The sequence below is a fragment of the Streptosporangium minutum genome, from assembly GCF_002149035.1.
Classification (GTDB): domain Bacteria; phylum Actinomycetota; class Actinomycetes; order Streptosporangiales; family Streptosporangiaceae; genus Streptosporangium; species Streptosporangium minutum.
Genome location: NZ_NGFP01000180.1, coordinates 1 through 19,301, shown reverse-complemented (window position 1 = coordinate 19,301; position 19,301 = coordinate 1). Strand labels below are relative to the sequence as shown.

The window sequence follows — 19,301 nt, the reverse complement described above, 5'->3', positions numbered from 1 at the left end:
CCCACCCCCGGTGACCCCCTCCACGGCCGGTGAGCGTCCGCTCGCGGCCACCGGGGGCTCCTTCCGACACGTCGAGCCCGACCGCCGTCAGGAGGCGAGCGCACCTCATCATGTTCTTTCCCCGTCCGCCGTGTGAGGCGGCGACTCCGCGGGCCAGTTCTCCAGCAGGAGGTGGAGGCCGTCAAGGGCCCGCTCCCAGGACCTCTGCACGGCGCGGGAGTGGCTGAATCCGCCGTTGGCCTCAAGGGTGATGTAGCCGTGGAAGGCGCTGCGCAGCAGGCGGCCCGCGTCGGTCAGATCCGGCTCGGCCAGCCTGTACGCGCGCAGCATCGCGTGGGTCAGCTCGATGGTGCGGGCATAGACGGTGGACCGGGCCAGGGCGGCGGGGTCCAGCTGGACCGCCTGGGTCGCCGCGTAGCGGCCGGGGTGGGCCAGCGCGTAGTTTCGGTAGGCGTTGGCGAAGGCGACCATGGCCTCCTTCCCGGCCCGGCCCGCGACCGCCGCGGCGATGCGGTCGGCGAGCTCGCCCGCGGCCAGCAGCGCGACCCGTTCCCGCAGATCCCGAAGGTTCCTGACGTGCGAGTACAGGCTGGCGTCCTTGACCCCGAAGCTCCGCGCCAGCGCGGACACGGTGATGTTCTCGAACCCGACGGCGTCGGCCAGGTCCGCGGCCGCCTCCGTCACGCGCTCGGCTGTCAGCCCCGCACGAGCCACCCGCCACCTCCGCGTTTCCTAGGAATTTAAGTGTTTGCCTAATACATCTAGGCAAAGGTAGCGTTCCGCGCCATGAAAGTAGTCAGCGAGCAGGACATTCGCGCGTCGTTCGTCAATTGCTCCCGGGGGGAGGCCAAGCGGCTGGTGGTTCCGCGGGGCCTGGCCGAGCAGCCCTGGGACGACCTGGACTTCCTGGGCTGGTGCGACCCCGGCGCGCCGGATCGCGGCTACGTCGTCGCCGAGCGCGGCGGCGAGCTCGTCGGTGTGACGCTCCGCCTGGTCACCGGGCAGCGCGGGCCTCTTCACCAGGGCATGTGCTCGCTGTGCCTGACCTCACACCCCGGCAGCGGCGTCTCGCTGATGACCGCCCGGCGCGCGGGGCAGGCCGGCCGGGACAGCAACTCGGTCGGCGTGTACGTGTGCACCGACCTCGCCTGTTCCCTGTACGTGCGTGGCAAGAAGCTCCCCGACCTGGGAGGGCGGCTCGAAGAGTCCTTGCCGCTGGAGGAGCGGATCGATCGCACCCGGGCCAAGCTGTCGGCGTTCCTGGACAAGGTCCTGGCGTGAGCCGGAACCGCCTCGGCCGGCCGGCGACGCGCCCCCTGGGCGCCCGGCCGGGAGGCCCACCGGCAACCGCTACGTCCCGGGCCCGGCGGGCAGCTCACCGGAGCCCTGCCCACCGGCGTGGTCACAGCGGCTCGGCGCCCACGCGCCGGCGCTCAGGCGTCCACCGCGACCATCGACAACGCGTCACCAGGAAGAGGGGCACCGTGAAGCGCAGCGGATTCGCCGACGAACGGTTCGGGGCGGTCGCCGACGCCTTCTCCCGCAACTTCGCCGAATACGGTGAACTCGGCGCGGCCGTCACCGTGTTCGTCGACGGGCGCAAGGTCGTGGAGCTGTGGGGCGGGGTCGCGGACGGACGGACCGGCCGGCCGTGGGCACAGGACACGGTCGTGCCGGTCTTCTCCTGCGCCAAGGGCCTCGTCGGCGTCTGCGCCCACCTCCTGGCACAGCAGGGAAACCTCGACCTCGACGCCCCGGTGAGCCGGTACTGGCCGGAGTTCGCGCGGGGCGGCAAGGAGGCCATCACCTGCCGTATGGTCCTCGGGCACCGGGCAGGGCTCCCCGCCCTTGACCCGGTGCTCGGCTTCGAGGAGATCGCCGCCTGGACACCGGTGATCCACGCCATCGAGGAGCAGGAACCGCTGTGGGAGCCGGGCACGGCATACGAGTACCACGGTCATGTCTTCGGGTTCCTCATCGGTGAGGTCATCCGGCGCGTCACCGGGCTCACCCCCGGCGCGTACTTCCGCCGTGTCGCAGGCGAGCCGCTGGGGCTACGGGCCTGGATCGGCCTGCCCGCCGGGGAGATGGAGGGCCGTGCCCGGCTCGTCGAGGCCGAGGGGCGGCCCCGGATGCCCGGTCCCGACCACCTGCTCACCCGCATCGTGACGATGAACGGCGCGCTGGTCTTCCCCGGCCTCGACGAGCCGCACGGCTGGAACGATCCCGCGCTGCTCGGCATGGAGCTGCCCGGAGCCGGTGCCACGGCGTCGGCGAGCGGCCTCGCCGGGCTGTACGCGGCGGCCGTGAGCGGCGTCGAGGGCCACGAGCGGCTGCTCACACCGGACACCGTGACGGACGCGGTCTGCGAGGTTTCCTCCGGCAAGGGATGGCTGGGCTTCGACGCCGGGGCGCGCTGGGGCTCGGGCTTCCTGCTCGACTCCGCCTTCCGGCCGATGCTGGGAGAGCGCAGCTTCGGCAACGACGGAGCGGGCGGGCAGTTCGCCTTCGGCGACGACGAGTTCGGCGTGGGCTTCGCCTACGTCGCCAACCGCATGATCGGCCACGGTGACGCCCGCGCCGGCCGCCTGGTCGAGGCTGTGCGCAAGTGCCTGGCCGTAGTGAGCTGAGGGGTCGGGTACGCCGCCGGCGGGTGGCCGGCCGGCAGGCGTGTGCGGACTCGGGTGCCGGGCCCCGGCGTCAGGCGCCCCGTCCCGGCGACGCCGGGTCGCGCGTCGTGGCCGGCGGTGCGGGATGCCGGCGGACCGTCGCCGCGATCACGGCCGCCACAGCGCACAGAACCGCGGTCCACACCAGCGTGGCTTCGGTCGAGGTGTGGTCGGCGAGGATGCCGGCGATCCAGGGGCCGGCGGTCTGACCGGCCGCGAACAGCATGGTGAAGGCCGCCAGCGTGGCCGTCCAGTCCGCGGGCGGGGTGTCGCCCCTGATGAGCGCGGTGACGGCCGCGGGAACGCCCATGAACGTCGCCCCGTAGACGATCGCGGAGGCGAGGATGACCGGCAGCGTGGGCGCCGCGAGGGCGAGCGCCGCTCCACCGCTGAGGACGCCGAGCAAGGTGGCGAGGGCCCGGGTGCCGGGCCAGTCGGTGATCGGGCGGCTCCACAGCGCGGGCGCCGCCATGACGGCCAGACCCATCGACGTCCAGATGAGCACCACCTGCGTGACCGGCGCATGCCGGTCGGCGAGATAGGCGGACAGGAAGGTGATGTAGGTGATGTAACCGGCGGCGAACAGCACATAGGCCAGGGCGGTCCGCCAGACCGGACGGATCCGTGCCCGCCCGGCGGTGGCGGCCGGCGCGTCGTCGTCCGTGCGCGCGGCGCTCCAGCTGACCACCGTCGCCAGGGCGGCGGCGACGCTCAGGCCGGCCCAGGCGACGTGCCAGTGATCCCCCAGCGCCGGGATGGTCGCGCCGCCGAAGACGATGCCCAGCCCGGTGCCGGCGAAGTAGACGGTGATGGGCGCGCCGGAGGAGACGCGGGTCGCGATGCGCGACGCGATCACACCGCCGGTGATGAACACCACCGCCCCCGCCACCCCGGCTGCGGCCCGTGCGGTCAGCAGCACCAGGTAGTCACCGCTGGTCGCGTTGGCCGCCAGGGCCGCCGCCGTGAGGACCATGCCCCAGCGGAATGCGGCAGCGGTGCCCAGCCGGCGGACGACGACGGCGGTCACCAGCGCGCCGAGAAGGTAGCCGAGCCCGTTGGCGGTGCTCATCGCCCCGGCTTCGGCCAGGCTCCAGTGGAGGTCCTCACGCATGGCCGGGACGAGCAGCCCGTAGGCGAAGCGCGCGAGTCCGAGCGCCGAGGCGGTGCCGAGAGCCAGCCGAACCGCCTGCCACATCGATGGTCTCATCGGTACTGTTCCAGGAAGCTCAGGACCGTACGCGCCAGCGTCACGCGGTGGTCCGACAGGGAGTGGTCGGTCGCGAACACATGGTGTTCGAGCTTTCTCACCGGTTGCGCCCGGTATGCCTGGACGACCGGCCCGTGGTGTACCTCGTGCGGGGTCACGGCGTCGAGGCTGGTGCCGACCAGGAGCACCGGGCGGTCGGCGAGCAGCGGCGCGAGGCGGGCCAGCCGCCACTCCTCCCCGGCCGCCTCCATCTCGGCGACGAGGGCCTCCCCGCTGGTGCCCCGGAGCGGGCCGAGCTCGCCCTCGAATGCTTCGACGCAGCGGGCCCGCAGACCCGGGTCGTCGCGGCAGAGCGCTGCCACCGCGCCGAAGTCGAACCCGGCCACCGAGGTGACCGCGGCGATCGACGGGTCCGCCGCCGCGGTCATCAGCGCGGCGAAGCCGCCGAGGCTGTGGCCGACCAGCGCCAATCGCCGGGGGTCGAGCCGGTGAGCGGCCGCCGGCCCAGGCTCGCGCAGGCCGGCCACGACCGCTGCCGTGTCCTGCAGTACGTGCGACCACGACCACGAGCCGCCGACTCCCCACGAGCCGCGGTAGTGGAACACCAATGACGCGTGGCCCGCGCGTCGCAGCACCTGCGCGAGATCGAAGTTGCGCTCGTTACCGGGGAACCCGTGCAGCAGCACGACGACCGGGTGCGGCCCCCGGCCTGCCGGCACGTGCAAGACCCCGCGCAGAGTCGCTCCGCCGCTGTCGAAGGTCAGCGCGGGTGTGGTGGCCGGAAAGTCCCGATCGACCGGAGGGTCGGCGGAGAGCGGATCTGTCATCACAGACTCCAAAGATCGAACCGATCATTACGATCTCAGACGCTAGCAGTCGATCGAACCAATCGGTACCATCTACCGTATGCCAGTCGCCAAAGGCTCGACGATCGATCCGGAACGCACCCGCGCCACGATCCTGGAGGCAGCCACCCTGGTGCTGTACGAGCGCGGGCTCGACGGCATCGGCGTCACCGAGTTGTGCGCCCGCGTCGGAGTGTCCAAAGAGACGCTCTACCGGCACTTCGGCACCAAGGACGGGCTCGTACAGGCCATGCTGGAGGCCCGGAGCGAGCGGGTGTCGACCTGGCTGGCCGCTGCCGTCGCGGCAGCCGGAGACGATCCCGCCGACCAGCTCACGGCGGTGTTCGACGCCCTCCAGCGGTGGTACGACGAGCCGGTCTTCCGCGGCTGCGCGATGATGAACGCGGCCGCCCAGCACCACGTCGAGGCCGTACGCGCCATCACCGCGCGCCATCTGGGCCGCTACCTCGAACTCCTCACCGGCATCGCCACCCGCGCCGGGGCCGCCGACCCGCACGTCCTGGCCCGGCAGCTGCTCATACTGGTCGAGGGCGCGACCGTCGTCGCCGCGCACCTCGGCCCGTCCGGTACGGGCGAGCACGGCCGCCGCGCCGCACTCGCCCTGCTGTCGGCCTCCACCCCGGACCGCCGGCCCCGCCCTTGAGGATTCCGGCCTCCGGCCGACAGGGCTCCGCGACCCGGTCCGATGATCCACGGGACAGGTCCCGAACAGGTGACGGCTGCCCGGCGACTTCGCGTGGCGACGCTCAGCCGGCTGACGCCCGGCTGTGCCGGCGCAGGGCCTGGATCACGGCACGGATCGAGGGCCGCCGGTCGGCGTCGGTGCGCCACACCGCGTAGACGTGCCGGGCCAGTCTCGGCCGGACCTCGACGAAGCGGACGCCGCCGGGCGCCGGATCGCGGCCGAGCCGGGGAATGATCGCCACACCGAGGCCGGCCGCGACGAGGGCGAGCTGCGTGTGGTGCTCGGCGGCGGTGTGGGCGATGTCCGGCTCGACGCCACAGGAACGCAGAGTGTGCAGCAGCCAGGCGTTGCAGATCCAGCCGCGGCTCCAGGTGATCCACGGTTCACCGGCGAGCTCCTCGATGTCGACGGTGCCGCGCGCGGCCAGTGGGTGCCCCTCGGCAAGCGCGACGTCCGCGACGTCGTCGAGGAGCGCGGCCCTGCTCAGGTCCTCGGGCAGGGCGAGAGGGTGGCCGGACCAGCTCTGGACGATCGCCACGTCCACATCGCCGCGGGCGACCCGCGGCACCGTCTCGTGCGGTTCGGCCTCCTCCAGCCCGACCCGCAACCGCGGGTGGTCGCGGCGCAGGTCCCCCAGCGCGGGCGGGACCAGCCCGCGCGCGGCCGTCGCGAACGCGGCGAGCGACAGGCGCCCGACGACGGCGCCGCGGTGGGCTTCCAGATCCGCCTCGGCGCGTTCGGCCAGCGACAGCATCTGCCCGGCGTGGGCGACGAGCAGCTCGGCGGTACCGGTGAGCCGCACACCGCGGCCGCTGCGCTCCAGCAGCCGCTGTCCGACCTCCCGCTCCAGCTTGGCCATCTGCTGGGAGATCGCCGAGGTGGTGACGTGCAGGGCGTTGGCGGCCCCGGTGACCGACCCGTAAGTACCGATCGCGTGCAGGACGCGGAGCCGCTCAAGACTCAACATCTAAGCGATACTACGCAGTAGCCCTAAGAAAGACTCGCTTGTGCTTTGCGATCGTGAGGCGTCAAGGTACCGGCCATGAACACTTTCCGAATCGGCGGAGACCTGCCCGTGCACCCTCTCGGCTTCGGCGCGATGCGGCTGACCGGCTGGGGCCCGCCCGAGGACCCGGCCGCCGCCATCGCGGTCGCGCGGCGAGCCGTCGAGCTCGGCGTGACGCTCATCGACACCGCCGACGCCTACGCCCTGGGCGCCAACGAGGAACTGCTCGCCCAGGCGCTGCACCCCTACCCGCGCGACCTGGTCATCGCGACCAAGGCGGGGCAGAGCCGCCCGGGACGCGGGCAATGGAAGCCGCTGGGCCGCCCGGAGTACCTCATCCAGCAGGCCGAACTGAGCCTGCGCCGCCTCCGGCTGGAGCGGATCGAACTGTTCCAGCTCCACCGCGTCGACCCGCAGGTGCCCTTCGCCGACCAGATCGGCGCCCTTGCGCAGTTGCGGGACGAGGGCAAGATCCGCCACATCGGGCTGTCGGAGGTCGGCGTCGCCCAGATCGAGGAGGCCCGCCGGACCGTTCCGATCGCCAGCGTGCAGAACCGCTACAACCTCACCGACCGGCGGTATGAGGACGTGCTCGACCACTGCGAGGCTGCGGGGATCGCCTTCATCCCCTGGCAGCCGGTGGCCGACGGCACGCACGCCGCCGCGGAAGGACCGCTCGCGCGGGTCGCCAAGGAGGTCGGCGGCACCCCCGTGCAGGTGATGCTCGCCTGGCTGCTGGCCCGCTCGCCCGTCATGCTGCCGATCCCGGGCACCAGCTCTGCCGCGCACCTGGAGGAGAACATGGCGGCGACGCGCATCGAACTGACCCGGGAGCAGTTCTCCCGGCTCGACGCCGTGTGGCGACAGACCCGGCACACCGGCCCATCCCGCTGACCGGCCCCTGATCGACGGGGCGAGGACGCACCTGTGATCCTCCGATGTCGCGGCAGGCGATCGCGGGCGAGTCTGCGCGTGGCGGACAAGGAACGGCAGGCGGTTCTAGCGGATCGCCCACTAATAACAACATGAGGAGGGTTCTATTCTCCGTTCATGCGAGCAGCATCGTCGCGCGTGGCGCGCCCGGCCGCCTCCGCCCTGGCCGCCGTCCTGACACTCATCCTGGTGAACGGCAACGCTCACGCCCCCGCGGCCGCGACCGCGGCCCCGGCCCCGCTGGTCGTCACGGCCAAGCAGCAGGGCTGGGCCTTCCGCGACGGCGACGGCCGGGAGGTGACCCTGCGCGGGTTCAACGTCTCCGGCAGCGCCAAGCTGTACGAGAACTCGTTGCTGCCGTTCCGCAGCACCGCCGACGCCGCGCGCTCGGCCCAGGCCATGCGCGACCTCACCGGTGCGAACGTGATCCGCTTCCTCATCAGCTGGGAAGGCGTGCAGCCCTCCCCCTCCACCATCGACTACGCCTACCTCGACAAGGCGGTCGAGCAGATCCGCGCGTTCACCGGTCGGGGGATCCGCGTCCTGGTCGACTACCACCAGGACCTGTACTCCTCGTACCTGTTCAACCAGGACAGCTGGTACACCGGTGACGGCGCGCCGGAATGGGTGATCAAGGCCGGCGACTACCCCAAGGAGTCCTGCGGCATCTGCCTGCTGTGGGGGCAGAACATGCAGACCAACAAGGCCGTCCGCCAGGCCGCCTACGACTTCTGGCGCGACCGGCGCATCAGCACCTCCGCGGGCGAGGTCGGCGTCCAGGAGGCCTTCCTGCGGCAAGCGACAGCCACCATGACCCACATCAGGCAGCGGCTGCCGGAGCAGGAGTTCGCCTCCGTCATCGGGTTCGACCCCTTCAACGAACCCTTCGACGGGGGCCTTTCCGGCAAGAGCGGCCTGGAGTGGGAGAAGACCTATCTGATGCCCTTCTACCAGCGATTCCGCGCCGCCATGGACGCCTCGGGGTGGGCGGCCAAGCCCGCCTTCGTCGAACCCCTGGCCTTCTGGAACACCGGCTTCTTCGAGGAAGGCGGGCTCACCACGGTCGGCGCCCTCGGCACCCGCTATGTCTTCAACAGCCATTTCTACGACGGCGCCCGCATGACGGTCGACCCGTCGCCGGCCTCCGACGGGGTGTACGACGCGGCGATGAACGAGATCCGCGACCGGGCCCGCACGCTGGCCACCGCGCCTTTCGTCTCGGAGTTCGGCTACAAGCTGTCGGGCGGCGGCAGCGACCGCACGCCGTGGATGGTCCGGGCCATGTACCAGGCCATGGACTCCGGGGTCCCCGGCAAGAGCTGGTGGCAGGCCGCCGGCACCGGGGGAAACGTGCTCTCCTCCACCCAGTGGCACTGGGACGCCTACAGCGGCAGGCACCACGAGCTGATGAACCGCAACCCCGCCAAGGTGCGGACCGAGGGCGACGGCTGGAACGATGAGGACTTCTCCGTGGTCGCCGCAGACGCGTCGGGCGCCTTGGCGACCCGGCTGGACCAGGCGGTGCTGGACCGCCTCTACCCCTCCGCGGTCGCCGGTGACGTACTGGCCTTCGCCTACGAGGACCTCGCCCGGTCCGGCTACGGCGGCGCCGGGCAGCAGCGGGCCTGGCTGGCCGTACCGTCCTCCATGCCGGGCATCGCCGCGCTGGTCAAGGACCGGCGTTTCGGCGTCCTGGTCTGGCGCGAACCCGCCACGGCCCCGAGCGCCCCGACCGAGCTGCACCTGCCGGCCTCCTTCACCGCCGCGACCACCGTCGTGGTCGGTGACGTGGCCACCCGCGCGGGCCTACCCGCCTCCGGGCCGGCGGCGATCGCGACAGAGACCGGCTCGTCCACCGCCCACCGCCTGCTGCTGAGGCCGTCCGGCGCGGCACCGGGCACCGTGCACACCGCCCTGGTGATCGGCGCGGCCACCGGCCCCGCCGTCACCCCCGCTCAGCTGGCGGCCGCCGCCACCGAGCTGGCCGCCTGGAGAAACCAGCGCTTCCCCACCTGAAGGCCCGGAACTCCTATAGCTACGGCGAGGGGCAGAGCAGGTGGTGATCCTGCGTTCTCCCTTGGGTTGTCCTGGCCGCTGATGATGCGGTGGACGGTGGAGCGTCCGACGCTGTACTCGGTGGCCAGGTCTGCGAGGGAGACCTCGCCTTCGGCGTAGCGGCGGCGGATGGAGCGGCGGGCGGGTCTTGTTCGTCGGTGGAGCAGCGCGCGTAGCCGACCCCGGTCCCGTTCACGCGTTCAAGTGTTCCGGATAGGGGGCCTTCACCGGAACAGTTCGCGAAACACCTATACGGAACACCCCGACCTGGGGATCCGTCCGGTCCGGGTGGTGTTCCGTTGAGGGATCCCTCTACGGAACGAGCAAACCCTCGAACAGCCGAGCGTCAGCACAGCTCGGGGTAGATCCGTCAGACCAGCGCCATATTGCTAGGCCTAAACCCCTTGCGCAATGGTCAAGAATCGTTGACCATTGCCTGCATGCCGACCGATGATCTCCCCGAGACGTTTCACGTCACCACTGACGAGCAGCTACGCGCCGTCTCCAATCTCACGCGTCACCGGATCATGGCCGTGCTCCGCTTCGAGCCGGCGACGATCACGCAGATTGCCCAGCGGGTGGGCCTTGCGAAGGGGAGTTCCAGCTATCACGTGCGGCTACTGGAGCGGGCCGGCCTGGTCAAAGTGGTGCGGACGCGGAAAGTGAGAGGGGTCACCGAGCGGTACTACGCGATGGCCGCGCGGTCGATCGAGCTGCCGGATCCAGGGCCGGGGCAGCCGGACATGCTGCTGCGGAATGCGGTGGCGGACCTGGAGGCGTCACCGGTGGATGGTGAGCGGCACGTACGGATGGCGCATCTGCGACTCACCGAGGAGCAGTTCGCGCAGCTGGGGGCGGAGTTGCAGGCACTGGCGGACGAGTACCAGGAGCTGTCCGATCCGTCGCTGCCGGACGTGTCGCTCGCCTTCGCGCTGTTCCGGCCGGCGCCGCGCGAGCAGGCGGACGGGGACTCCAAGTGAACCAAGGAGCCAGGAAGCTGCCGACCGGGTTCGGACGGCTGTGGACCGCGCAGACGATCTCCTCGCTCGGTGACGGGGTGTCGCATGCCGCGCTGCCGCTGCTCGCGTTGACGTTGACCCGGGATCCGATGGCGCTGGCCGTCGTCACGGCAGCCGGGACACTGCCCTGGCTGCTGTTCGGAGTGCTCGGCGGTGCGCTGGTGGACCGCTGGGACCGCCGCCGCACGATGTGGGTCACGGACGCCGCGCGTGCGGCGCTGCTCGCCATACCCGCTGCGGCGGCGGCGCTCGACGTGCTGAGCATCCCGCTGCTGGCGGCCCTCGCGTTCCTGCTCGCCCTCGGCGGGCTGTTCTTCGACACGGCCGCCACGGCGTACCTGCCGGATCTGCTCGGCCGCAACCCCGCCCAGCTGGAACGCGCCAACGCTCGCCTGCGCGGCGCCCAGACCGCCGCGTCCGGCTTCGCCGGGCCACCTGCGGGCAGTGCGCTGCTCGCGCTCGGACGTTCGGTTCCGCTGCTCGCCGACGCGGTGTCGTTCGCGCTGTCCGCACTGCTCGTCCGGTCGCTGCCCGCCGTGCCGCGGCCGGCCACAAGCGCCCGCGAGTCGCTGCTCCGGCAGGCGCGGGCCGGGGCCTCCTACGTCTTCCAGGACCGGCTGCTGCTCGGGCTCGCGCTCCGTCCGGCGGTCGGGAACGTCGCCTTCCTCGCCGTGGAGACCGTTCTGGCCCTGTTCGCCCACGAACGTCTCGGCGTCGGCGCCTTCGGCTTCGGCCTGCTCCTCACCGCCGAGGCCATCGGCGGCCTGCTCGGCGCGGGCATCGCCTCCTTCCTCGGCCGGCGCCTGGGCACCGGCACCGCGCTGACCTGCACCGCCACAATCGAGGGCCTCGCCATCCTGGGGCTCGCCTCCGCCCCGAACCCGTACGTGGCCGGGCTCGCGCTCGCCGTCTGCGGAGCGGGCATGGGCGCCACGATGGTGCTCGGCCCCTCCCTCCGGCAGGCCATCGTCCCGGCCCACCTGATGGGCCGTGTCGCCTCCACCTCCCGCATGCTCGCCATGTGCGCCGCCCCGTTCGGCGCCTTCCTCGGCGGCTGGCTGGCCACCGCCTACGACCTGCGCACCCCGCTCTACGCCGCCGCCGGCCTCCTCCTCACCATGACCGCCGTCACCGCGACCATGACCAGCAATCGCCGCGTCGAGACCGCACTGCGCAGCGCGCGCCCGCAAGCCGACCCGGCCGACCAGGACCCCACCAAAGAGATCGCTGTGCAAACCACATCCAGGTGACGGTCATTGCTTGCAGGTCACAACACCTCCAACTACATCGGAACGGTGAAGGCCGTTGCCCCGCCGGGCAGCGGCCTTCACGCACTCATCTCCCCTCTGCCGCCGAGAGACAAGATCGAAAATCACGACAGAAAGGTTTCAAAGAATCACGCCGTCAAGAAATCCAAGTCACACAACCACCCCTCCTGACACCACCACCCACAACCGAACGGCCGCTGGCAATAGGACGAGCCCGACGGATCCTTAACGCCCCTGGCCGTTCGGTTGCTGCTCAAGCCCCGAGCCGCGCAGGCTGTACCGGACCCGCTCAGCTCCTTCTCCACCTTCCACTCCGCCCGAGCGTTGATCTTGTAGATCAGGCCGACCAGCAGCTCCACCAGGCCGTCGACCAGCTCAGCCAGACGCGTCCAGCACAACGCCGCCAGCAGCGTGTACCGGATCGGCTCCGGCGCGGACTCGAAGTCCGAGGGATACATGCGCATCGCCCGCACCCGCCAGGCCGCCACGATCAGGTCCGACACCTCAGCGAACACGGTCTCGTCCAAGCCCAGAGACCGGACGGTCCTCAGCTTGCCGATCTCCTTCAGCAGCGTCTCCAGGCCCAGCGGGCCGGGGTCGGCCTTCAGCTCCGCCAGCACCTGCTGCCTGCCCAGCAGGTCCTGAAGCCGGCCGCACACCATCGGCCCCAACCTGGCCTGCACTCCGCAGGCGAACGCCTCCTCCAACCGGCTCACCGCCGAGGCCACCCGCTCTACCTGGCCCGGCGTCGGCGGCTCCACATTCTCGCTGCGGCACCGGCGCCGCAGCGCCTCAGCCAGCCGGTCCCGGTTCGTCTCCGTCGAACACAGCTCATCAGCCATCCACTGCGCCCACCGCTCCTCGTCCTCCTCGGTCGGCGGCCGCGTCCCGAAGGCCGTCCGGATCTGCTTGCGGTGGTCCTTGATCGTCCGGCTGGCCCAGGAGTACTTGTCGAACAGCTCCGGATCCACCTTCACCAACGACGCGACATAGACGATCGCTACCTGCGGGACCTCTTCTGGATAGGCCCGGAACCGGCCCTCGATCCCGTAGAACTTCAGCATCAACGCGAACCCCAGCCGCGCCGCCCCCGACCTGTTCTTGATCAGCTTCCAGTCGCCCTCGACCAGCGTCCATGAGCCGATCAGCTCATCGGACTCCCATTCCGCACGCACCGCAGACCCCTCAGACCACGGACTCTCCGAACAGACGGAGATCACGATCAAGGGGAGCCAGGACGTTCTACGCCGGTTTGATCTACTTGCAACCACTACGCCACGGACCCGCAAGACAGCTCACCGCTACTCTGCCCCTCGCCGTAGTTATAGGAGTTCCGGGCCCTGAACGCCAACGTCGTACTCCTCTTCGGGCACGCGGCGCTGAGCGGGAAAGCCGGAGGTGACAACGGGTCGCAGAGCACCCGCCCGGCCTCCAGGCGCGCCGGGAACATCTGCCCCGGGTGGAGGGCACAGTGTGCGAACAACCGGACGCCTTTACAATGTAGATTAATAAGAAGCCGCATTCCGAACCCACCGCCTCCCGGACACGATGGCCGGAACGCCGGTCGCGGACCGGGATCCGCCGGTAGGCCGCGGGCCCGTCCCGCTCGGCGTCGTCCCACCGCCACACCCCGCCCGACGGCAGCGACGGCGCCGGCCGCGCCCCTCCGCATCCGTCGGATCACCACGGCCCCTCCGCCGCCAAACCGACGCCCGCCGCCAGGAACTCCAGGAAACAGCTCCTGGTCCGCGCKATGCGGGCACGAGGCCTTCTTTTCCTTGGTTCACGAAATTTCACAACTATGGAGACTGCGTAAACTCGGTCGGACCAGGCGGAGGCGACGCGGAGAGGCGCAGATGGCCGAGACACTCGACACCGACAGCGATCAGGAGACCGCGGCCACGCGGTTCCTGGAACGCTTCGCCATGATCATGTCCGACTCCGGCTATCCCCGGATGGCGGCCCGCGTGTTCGCTGCGATCCTGACCTCCGAGGAGGGCAGGCGCACCGCCGCCGAGCTCGCCGAGCAACTGCGGGTCGGGCCTCCGGCGATCTCCGGAGCGGTGAAGTACCTGATGCGCGTCGGGATGATCACCCGCGAGCGGGATCCGGGGCAGCGCCGCGACCACTACCGCGTCGACCAGTCAGCCTGGTACAAGGCGGCCCTGTCGAGCGATGAGGTGTACCGCCGCTTCGAGGAGGGCGCGCGCGACGGGTCGGCGGTGTTCGGCCCCGACACGCCGGCCGGCGCGCGGCTGGAGGAGATCCAGCGCTTCTTCGCCTTCCTGCGCAGCGAGGTTCCGAGGCTGATGCACAAGTGGCAGGAGCTGAACACGGTCTCGAAGGACGGCTGATCACGCGAGGTCGCGCCTGCGCAGCCCGACGACGCCGAGCGCGGTCAGGACTGCCGCGACGGCGGTCAGCCCCACCAGTGGAACCGTCGACATCTGCCCGAGCAGGACCCAGGGCACGTGCGTGAACGGGATGACGTTCAGCAGCGTCCCGTCGACCTGCCCGAGCATCCCGAACACGTCGAGCAGCACGAACACCACCCAGACGCCCCAACCGGCCATCGCGAGGCGGGGCAGCGCGCCGGCCAGGGCCGCCGCGATCCCGGTCATCACCCACACCGCGGGCAGGTGGATCAGGGCTCCCCCCAGCACCTGCGGGAGCCTGTCCAGGTCGCCGGTGCTCAGGCCGTACCCGAGACCGGTGGCCGTGCCGAGCGCGACCAGGACGGCCCCGGGACCCGCGGCGGCGATGACCAGGTGGCTGAGCGCCCAGCGGGCACGGCTCACCGTGGTCGCGAGCACGAGGTCGGCGCGCCCGGCCGACTCCTCCGACCGCAGCCGCAGCGCCGACACGATGCCGTACGCCGCGACGATCCAGGCCAGCATGGACAGCAGGTAGTTGAGGAAGAAGTCGACGGGCCTGGCGTCCTCGCCGCCCACCCTGGCGATCATGTCCATGATCTGCGGAGCGTCGATCTGGCCTTCCAGACCGCCGGAGACGGCGCCGCCGAGCGCGAGGCCGCCCACGGCGAAGCCCGCGGACCACGCCGCGACCTGGCCGCGGTGCAGCCGCCAGGCCAGGGCCAGCGGGCTGCGCAGGCCGGGCGCCGCCGTCGCGGGTCCGAGCCGTGGCGGCAGCAGGCCGGCGGCGAGGTCGCGGCGGGCCGTCAGCGCGTGGGCAGCGGTGGCCAGCAGGGCGACGAGAGCGAGCAACGGCGCCAGCACCCACCAGCGCTCCCCCGCGAAGGGCCGCAGGCGCAGCGTCCAGCCCAGCGGCGACAGCCATGACAGCCAGTCCGCCCCGCCCGCGTCGCCGACCGCGCGGATCAGGAAGAAGACGATGAAGACGGCCACGCCGGCGCCTCTGGCGGCGACGGCGCTCCTGGTCATCTGCGCGACCACGGCGCCGACCGCGGCGAACGTGCATCCCGCGGCGGCCAGCGAGAGGCCGAGGGCGATCGAACCCGCCGCGGGCAGGCCGGCGCTCATCAGCACCGCCGACATCAGGACGGCGATCAGCAGGTTGACGGCGAACACCACGCCCAGCACCGCGGCCAGAGGGGCGTGCCTGCCGACCACGCCGGCGCCGAGGAGCTCGCGGCGGCCCGACTCCTCGTCCACGCGGGTGTGCCGGATGACGAGCAGCATGCTCACCAGGCCCAGCAGCATCGCGCCGGAGGAACCCACGGTCCACGCGGTCAGCCCGCCGACGCTCGCGTCGAAGACGGGGCCGCGGGTGGCCAGCTGCGCGGGGTTGGCCATCGCCTCCCCGGCCACCGACCGCAGGGACTCGGCGGTCGGGTACAGCGCGGCGGTGCTGCCGGCGATGCTCGTCGGGTAGACGGCGGCCGGCAGAGCCCAGACGGGCAGGATCAGGCGGTCGCGGCGCACGATGAGGCGGGCGAGAACGCCCGCTCCGGTCAGCGCGCTCATCGGGCCTCCTCGTGCTGCCGCTCGCGCCCGCCCGGCTGCGCCGTGCGGTAGTGGCGCATGAAGAGGTCCTCGAGCGTGGGCGGGGCGGCGGTCACGTTGCGCAGACCCGCTGCGGCCAGCCGGCCGAACAGCTCGTCGAGGTGCGCGGGCTCGACCTGGCAGCTCACCCGGTTGCCCTCGACGCGCAGGTCGTGGATGCCGGGCAGGCCGGTGAGGCCGTCCGGCTCGTGGGCCAGGTCCGCTGTGACCGAGGTGCGGGTGAGGTGGCGAAGCTCGGCCAGCGTGCCGGTCTCGACGAGGCTGCCGCCGCGGATGATGCTCACCCGATCACACAGGGCCTCCACCTCGGACAGGATGTGGCTCGACAGCAGCACGGTACGGCCACGCGCCTTCTCCTCGGCCACGCTGTCCCTGAACACCGCCTCCATCAGGGGGTCCAGGCCGGAGGTCGGCTCGTCGAGGATGAGCAGCTCCACATCCGAGGCGAGCGCCGCGACCAGGGCGACCTTCTGCCGGTTGCCCTTGGAGTAGGCGCGGCCCTTCTTACGGGGGTCGAGCTCGAACCGCTCGAGCAGGCTCTTCCTGCGCTGTGCGTCGATCCCGCCGCGCAGCCGTCCCAGCAGGTCGATCACCTCGCCGCCGGACAGGTTGGGCCACAGCGTCACATCGCCGGGCACGTAGGCCAGGCGGCGGTGCAGGTCGGTGGCGTCGGCCCAGGGGTCGCCGCCCAGGAGGCTCGCCCTGCCGGAGTCCGCACGCATCAGGCCGAGCAGGATCCGGACGGTCGTGGACTTCCCCGCGCCGTTCGGGCCCAGGAAACCGTGCACCTCACCGGTGCCGACGGTCAGGTCGAGACCGTCGAGCGCCCGTGTCCGGCCGAATGTCTTGACCAGGCCGGAGACGGAAATCGCATTCGTCATGAATCTCAAGCTACACTAATTTCACGAATTTCATGAAGATTTAGAATTCAATGTGGTCCGGCGACCGTTCGGGGTGCGGCCGTCGACGCGTTCCCCCCTGGTTCAACGGCTCCTCGACGATCGCCGAACTGTCGGACGGGACGCCCGGCGCTTCCAAGCGCACTACGGCGACGTTTCCGGCATGGACGCGCGGGTGCGCGTCGCGAGCGTCTCGCAGTACCTGCCCGGCGTGACCGGCGGCGACCAGATCACCCTGCGGAACCTCCTCCAGCACACCAGCGGGCTGTACGACTTCACCGACGACCTGCCCGGCTTCGGGACGACGATGACGCAGGGGTTCACCGACCAGCAGTTGCTCGACATCGTGAACCGGCACGCACGGCTGTTCACGCCGGGCTCCCGCTACTCCTATTCCAACAGCGACTACCTGGTCATCGGTATGATCATCGAACGGGTCACCGGCCGGTCCTACTTCGACCAGATGAGCCGTGACCTGATCGGCCCGTTCGGGCTGGCCGGCACCTCCGTCCCCACCGACACCGCGCTCTCGTCGGTGCGGCTGCGCGGCTACTGGTGGAACCCCGCCACCTCCACCCGGGTCGAGACCACCGGCCCGTCCGTGTTCCACGATGGGAACGGACGTTTCCTGGTCTCACCGGTCGCTGCGCGGGAAAAGCGTGATGGGGCTGCTTTGATGACAGGTCTCGCATGGTCGACAACCACGGACAGAGGTGCCTCATGACCGATCCGAACCGCGACGCCGGCCATCCCGATGAGGAGCCGCTGACGGGCGACGGTGTCACGCAGGGAATCGTGCGGGTGGGAAACACCGTCCGCCGGCCGGTGCGACCCTTCACCCTGACGGTTCAGGCCTACCTGGCGCACCTGCGCGCCGCGGGCTTCTCGGGCGCTCCGGTCCCGCTCGGCCTCGACGACCAGGGCCGCGAGGTCCTCTCGTTCGTCCCCGGCGAGGTTCCCCGCGAACCGCTCCCGCCCGGCACCGCGGGCGAAGAGGTCCTGATCGAACTCGCACGGCTCATCCGCCGCCTGCACGACGCCGCCCAGGGCTGGGTGCCGCCCGCGGACGCGACGTGGGGAGGAATCCCCGGAGCGCGGATGACGACCTCGCCCCCCGACGGCCGGCCCCTGCTGGTCGGTCACCGCGACTACTGCCCCGGCAATGTCGTCTTCCGCGACGGCCTGCCCGCCGCTCTCATCGACTTCGACCTCGCCAAGCCCACCACGAGGGTCGAGGACCTCGCCAACGCCCTGTACTGGTGGGCGCCCCTGCTGCACCCGAAGGACAGGGCGCCCGCCTTCGTCGACCTCGACATCCCCCACCGCGTCGCGGTGTTCGCCGACGCCTACGGCATGACCGCACCCCAGCGCCATGCCCTGGTCCCCGCGGCCACTCGCATGATCGGCCGCTTTCACGTCAACATGCGCGCCGCCGCCGCGACCGATCCCGTGTTCAGGCGCATGTGGGACGGAGGCGTGAAAGACCGGCTCCCGCGTGCCGAGGCCTGGATCCGCGACGAAGGCCCGGCCATCACCGCACGGCTCACCGCCGCCGGCTGAACCGGTGGTGCCCCACGAGCTCGCGGCCAGGGCGGGCATCACGAGCCGCACCCTGCGTCACTACGGCCGCATCGGGCTCCTGGCCCCCTCCGGAGTGGGCGCGATTCGCCGGGCCTCAGGACTGGCCGCAGGTCGCGGGGCAGAACTTGACTTCGGGGTAGCGCGATGACGGCTTGTCCAGGAGGGGCTGCCGCTGGGACTTCAGGTGCCGGTCGAGGAAGGCCGCCACGTACGTGCGGGTGAGCTCGGCGGAGCGCGCCGCGGACAGAACGCCGTAGGCGGGCGTGACACCGAGGGCGCCGGCCATCAGCGGGCCGTCGGTGAAGGACTGATGTTCCGCGCCCGACAGCACGAGCCAGCGCTTCCACCCGGTCAGCAGCTTCCAGTCGCGCTCCCACGAAGTGTCGCGACCGCCGGGGACGTGCTGCGGCGAACCCAGGAACATGAACGGCCGGGAGAACCCGCTCTTGGGGATGCGGGCGTAGGTGGTGCCGTCCATGTCGATGCCGGCGCGCACGCGGGAGTCCTTCACCATGGTCGCCATGGCGCCGGCCCCGCCGATCGACTGGCCTGCCATCGCGATTCTGGAGCGGTCGATCACGCCGGAACCGTCCCACTTCGACGGCAGCTGGTCGAGCACGAAGGAGACGTCGGCCGCCCGGCCCGCAACCACCCCCGTGCCGAAACCCGGGTCCGTGTCGCTGTCGCACGCGAGGCATTCGGCGACCCGCCCGCCGGGGAAGGTCGTGGCGTAGCTCTCGTAGGTGTGGTCGATCCCGGCAACGACGTACCCTCGGCTGGCCAGATCCTCGGCCAGGGACGTGAGAGTGCTCATCGGATTGGTGAAGCCTGGGGAGAACACCACCAGTGGAAGCTTCTCCCCCGCGGGTTCGGCGTCTTTGGCGGCGTTCGTGCGCGTCTTGCTCAGCGTGTCGTCCGGTACGCCCGCGATCCCGTAGCGCCTCATGGCGAGCTCCGATTCCTTCGGCGTCATGTACGGCGCGCGCTCCCCGTCCCGCTGCTCGGTCGGATACCACAGGGTGACCTTGAGCTCCCTGGCGTCGACGTCGAGGTTCCAGGGATCGGGACGGGAGGCGTCTTTCAGATACAGGACGGTGGTGCCGACCGGATGGGCGCCGGTGGGGGCGGGC

The 19,301-nt window shown here is 71.3% G+C and carries 19 protein-coding genes; 11 read left to right on the top strand and 8 right to left on the bottom strand.

From position 1 onward, the window contains the following. Positions 1-108 precede the first annotated feature (108 nt). Complete coding sequence (locus tag CA984_RS30730; RefSeq protein WP_086576994.1) at positions 109-714, bottom strand: TetR/AcrR family transcriptional regulator; 606 nt, start codon at positions 712-714, stop codon at positions 109-111. A 72-nt stretch (positions 715-786) separates the two neighbouring features. Here CA984_RS30730 and CA984_RS30725 point away from each other — a divergent pair, with 72 nt between their 5' ends. Both CA984_RS30725 and CA984_RS30720 read left to right on the top strand, forming a co-directional pair. After that, entirely contained in the window at positions 787-1,281 is a 495-nt protein-coding gene (locus CA984_RS30725) for an FBP domain-containing protein (RefSeq protein WP_086576993.1), read from the top strand. 203 nt (positions 1,282-1,484) lie between these two features. After that, entirely contained in the window at positions 1,485-2,630 is a 1,146-nt protein-coding gene (locus tag CA984_RS30720) for a serine hydrolase domain-containing protein (protein ID WP_086576992.1), read from the top strand. A 70-nt stretch (positions 2,631-2,700) separates the two neighbouring features. Here CA984_RS30720 and CA984_RS30715 read toward each other — a convergent pair whose 3' ends face one another. Both CA984_RS30715 and CA984_RS30710 read right to left on the bottom strand, forming a co-directional pair. Then, the gene (locus CA984_RS30715; RefSeq protein ID WP_086576991.1) at positions 2,701-3,864 is read right to left on the bottom strand and encodes a YbfB/YjiJ family MFS transporter; all 1,164 of its coding nucleotides are present in this window, start codon (positions 3,862-3,864) and stop codon (positions 2,701-2,703) included. An 8-nt stretch (positions 3,865-3,872) separates the two neighbouring features. Continuing rightward, positions 3,873-4,703, bottom strand: coding sequence for an alpha/beta hydrolase (locus tag CA984_RS30710; protein WP_086576990.1), 831 nt, complete (start codon positions 4,701-4,703; stop codon positions 3,873-3,875). A 79-nt stretch (positions 4,704-4,782) separates the two neighbouring features. On the opposite strand from CA984_RS30710, the gene CA984_RS30705 reads away from it, so the two are divergent. Then, positions 4,783-5,385 (top strand): TetR/AcrR family transcriptional regulator, encoded by a 603-nt coding sequence (locus CA984_RS30705; protein ID WP_086576989.1) that lies wholly within the window; start codon positions 4,783-4,785, stop codon positions 5,383-5,385. A gap of 103 nt (positions 5,386-5,488) precedes the next feature. Here CA984_RS30705 and CA984_RS30700 read toward each other — a convergent pair whose 3' ends face one another. Then, entirely contained in the window at positions 5,489-6,394 is a 906-nt protein-coding gene (locus CA984_RS30700) for a LysR family transcriptional regulator (RefSeq protein WP_086576988.1), read from the bottom strand. Between the two features lie 75 nt (positions 6,395-6,469). On the opposite strand from CA984_RS30700, the gene CA984_RS30695 reads away from it, so the two are divergent. The 4 genes from CA984_RS30695 (at position 6,470) to CA984_RS30675 (ending at position 11,690) form a co-directional block, all read left to right on the top strand. Next, positions 6,470-7,327: an aldo/keto reductase gene (locus CA984_RS30695; protein ID WP_086576987.1), complete on the top strand. Its 858-nt coding sequence runs from the start codon at positions 6,470-6,472 to the stop codon at positions 7,325-7,327. Positions 7,328-7,483: 156 nt separating this feature from the next. Beyond that, positions 7,484-9,382, top strand: coding sequence for a cellulase family glycosylhydrolase (locus tag CA984_RS30690; protein WP_242676264.1), 1,899 nt, complete (start codon positions 7,484-7,486; stop codon positions 9,380-9,382). Positions 9,383-9,861: 479 nt separating this feature from the next. Next, positions 9,862-10,401: an ArsR/SmtB family transcription factor gene (locus tag CA984_RS30680; RefSeq protein ID WP_086576985.1), complete on the top strand. Its 540-nt coding sequence runs from the start codon at positions 9,862-9,864 to the stop codon at positions 10,399-10,401. Then, positions 10,398-11,690, top strand: coding sequence for an MFS transporter (locus tag CA984_RS30675; RefSeq protein WP_086576984.1), 1,293 nt, complete (start codon positions 10,398-10,400; stop codon positions 11,688-11,690). Before CA984_RS30680 ends, CA984_RS30675 begins: the two co-directional genes overlap by 4 nt. Positions 11,691-11,836: 146 nt before the next feature. On the opposite strand, the gene CA984_RS30670 is transcribed toward CA984_RS30675, so the two are convergent. Beyond that, a complete protein-coding gene (locus CA984_RS30670; RefSeq protein ID WP_165781476.1) occupies positions 11,837-12,883 on the bottom strand; it encodes a DUF4158 domain-containing protein in 1,047 nt (348 codons plus the stop codon). A gap of 681 nt (positions 12,884-13,564) precedes the next feature. Here CA984_RS30670 and CA984_RS30665 point away from each other — a divergent pair. Then, complete coding sequence (locus CA984_RS30665) at positions 13,565-14,062, top strand: GbsR/MarR family transcriptional regulator (protein ID WP_086576982.1); 498 nt, start codon at positions 13,565-13,567, stop codon at positions 14,060-14,062. On the opposite strand, the gene CA984_RS30660 is transcribed toward CA984_RS30665, so the two are convergent. Together CA984_RS30660 and CA984_RS30655 are read right to left on the bottom strand one after the other, a co-directional pair. Next, a complete protein-coding gene (locus CA984_RS30660; protein WP_086576981.1) occupies positions 14,063-15,652 on the bottom strand; it encodes an ABC transporter permease in 1,590 nt (529 codons plus the stop codon). It lies immediately after the preceding gene. Then, positions 15,649-16,572: an ABC transporter ATP-binding protein gene (locus CA984_RS30655; RefSeq protein ID WP_086576980.1), complete on the bottom strand. Its 924-nt coding sequence runs from the start codon at positions 16,570-16,572 to the stop codon at positions 15,649-15,651. The genes CA984_RS30660 and CA984_RS30655 overlap by 4 nt, the downstream gene beginning before the upstream one ends. Before the next feature lie 181 nt (positions 16,573-16,753). Between CA984_RS30655 and CA984_RS30650 the strand changes: the two genes are divergently transcribed. The 3 genes from CA984_RS30650 to CA984_RS48285 are packed head-to-tail and all read left to right on the top strand — an operon-like array spanning position 16,754 to position 18,319. Continuing rightward, the gene (locus CA984_RS30650) at positions 16,754-17,314 is read left to right on the top strand and encodes a serine hydrolase domain-containing protein (protein WP_086576979.1); all 561 of its coding nucleotides are present in this window, start codon (positions 16,754-16,756) and stop codon (positions 17,312-17,314) included. Continuing rightward, on the top strand, positions 17,311-18,150 hold the full coding sequence (locus CA984_RS30645; RefSeq protein WP_086576978.1) for a phosphotransferase enzyme family protein: 840 nt from the start codon (positions 17,311-17,313) through the stop codon (positions 18,148-18,150). The genes CA984_RS30650 and CA984_RS30645 overlap by 4 nt, the downstream gene beginning before the upstream one ends. Then, positions 18,086-18,319: a MerR family DNA-binding transcriptional regulator gene (locus CA984_RS48285; RefSeq protein WP_341351737.1), complete on the top strand. Its 234-nt coding sequence runs from the start codon at positions 18,086-18,088 to the stop codon at positions 18,317-18,319. The genes CA984_RS30645 and CA984_RS48285 overlap by 65 nt, the downstream gene beginning before the upstream one ends. Here the strand turns inward: CA984_RS48285 and CA984_RS30640 are convergent. Continuing rightward, on the bottom strand, positions 18,266-19,301 hold a 1,036-nt coding region (locus tag CA984_RS30640), incomplete at its 5' end, for an alpha/beta hydrolase family protein (RefSeq protein ID WP_086576977.1). The two genes, CA984_RS48285 and CA984_RS30640, sit on opposite strands and share 54 nt — an antisense overlap.

Bases quoted from the DNA above. Each gene is read 5' to 3' on its own strand.
- CA984_RS30690 (WP_242676264.1), top strand. From the start codon at position 7,484: ATGCGAGCAGCATCGTCGCGCGTGGCGCGCCCGGCCGCCTCCGCCCTG.
- CA984_RS30715 (WP_086576991.1), bottom strand. From the start codon at position 3,864: ATGTGGCAGGCGGTTCGGCTGGCTCTCGGCACCGCCTCGGCGCTCGGA.
- CA984_RS30695 (WP_086576987.1), top strand. From the start codon at position 6,470: ATGAACACTTTCCGAATCGGCGGAGACCTGCCCGTGCACCCTCTCGGC.
- CA984_RS30725 (WP_086576993.1), top strand. From the start codon at position 787: ATGAAAGTAGTCAGCGAGCAGGACATTCGCGCGTCGTTCGTCAATTGC.
- CA984_RS30645 (WP_086576978.1), top strand. From the start codon at position 17,311: ATGACCGATCCGAACCGCGACGCCGGCCATCCCGATGAGGAGCCGCTG.
- CA984_RS30700 (WP_086576988.1), bottom strand. From the start codon at position 6,394: ATGTTGAGTCTTGAGCGGCTCCGCGTCCTGCACGCGATCGGTACTTAC.
- CA984_RS30650 (WP_086576979.1), top strand. From the start codon at position 16,754: ATGGACGCGCGGGTGCGCGTCGCGAGCGTCTCGCAGTACCTGCCCGGC.
- CA984_RS30655 (WP_086576980.1), bottom strand. From the start codon at position 16,572: ATGACGAATGCGATTTCCGTCTCCGGCCTGGTCAAGACATTCGGCCGG.
- CA984_RS30665 (WP_086576982.1), top strand. From the start codon at position 13,565: ATGGCCGAGACACTCGACACCGACAGCGATCAGGAGACCGCGGCCACG.
- CA984_RS30660 (WP_086576981.1), bottom strand. From the start codon at position 15,652: ATGAGCGCGCTGACCGGAGCGGGCGTTCTCGCCCGCCTCATCGTGCGC.
- CA984_RS30705 (WP_086576989.1), top strand. From the start codon at position 4,783: ATGCCAGTCGCCAAAGGCTCGACGATCGATCCGGAACGCACCCGCGCC.
- CA984_RS30710 (WP_086576990.1), bottom strand. From the start codon at position 4,703: ATGACAGATCCGCTCTCCGCCGACCCTCCGGTCGATCGGGACTTTCCG.
- CA984_RS30680 (WP_086576985.1), top strand. From the start codon at position 9,862: ATGCCGACCGATGATCTCCCCGAGACGTTTCACGTCACCACTGACGAG.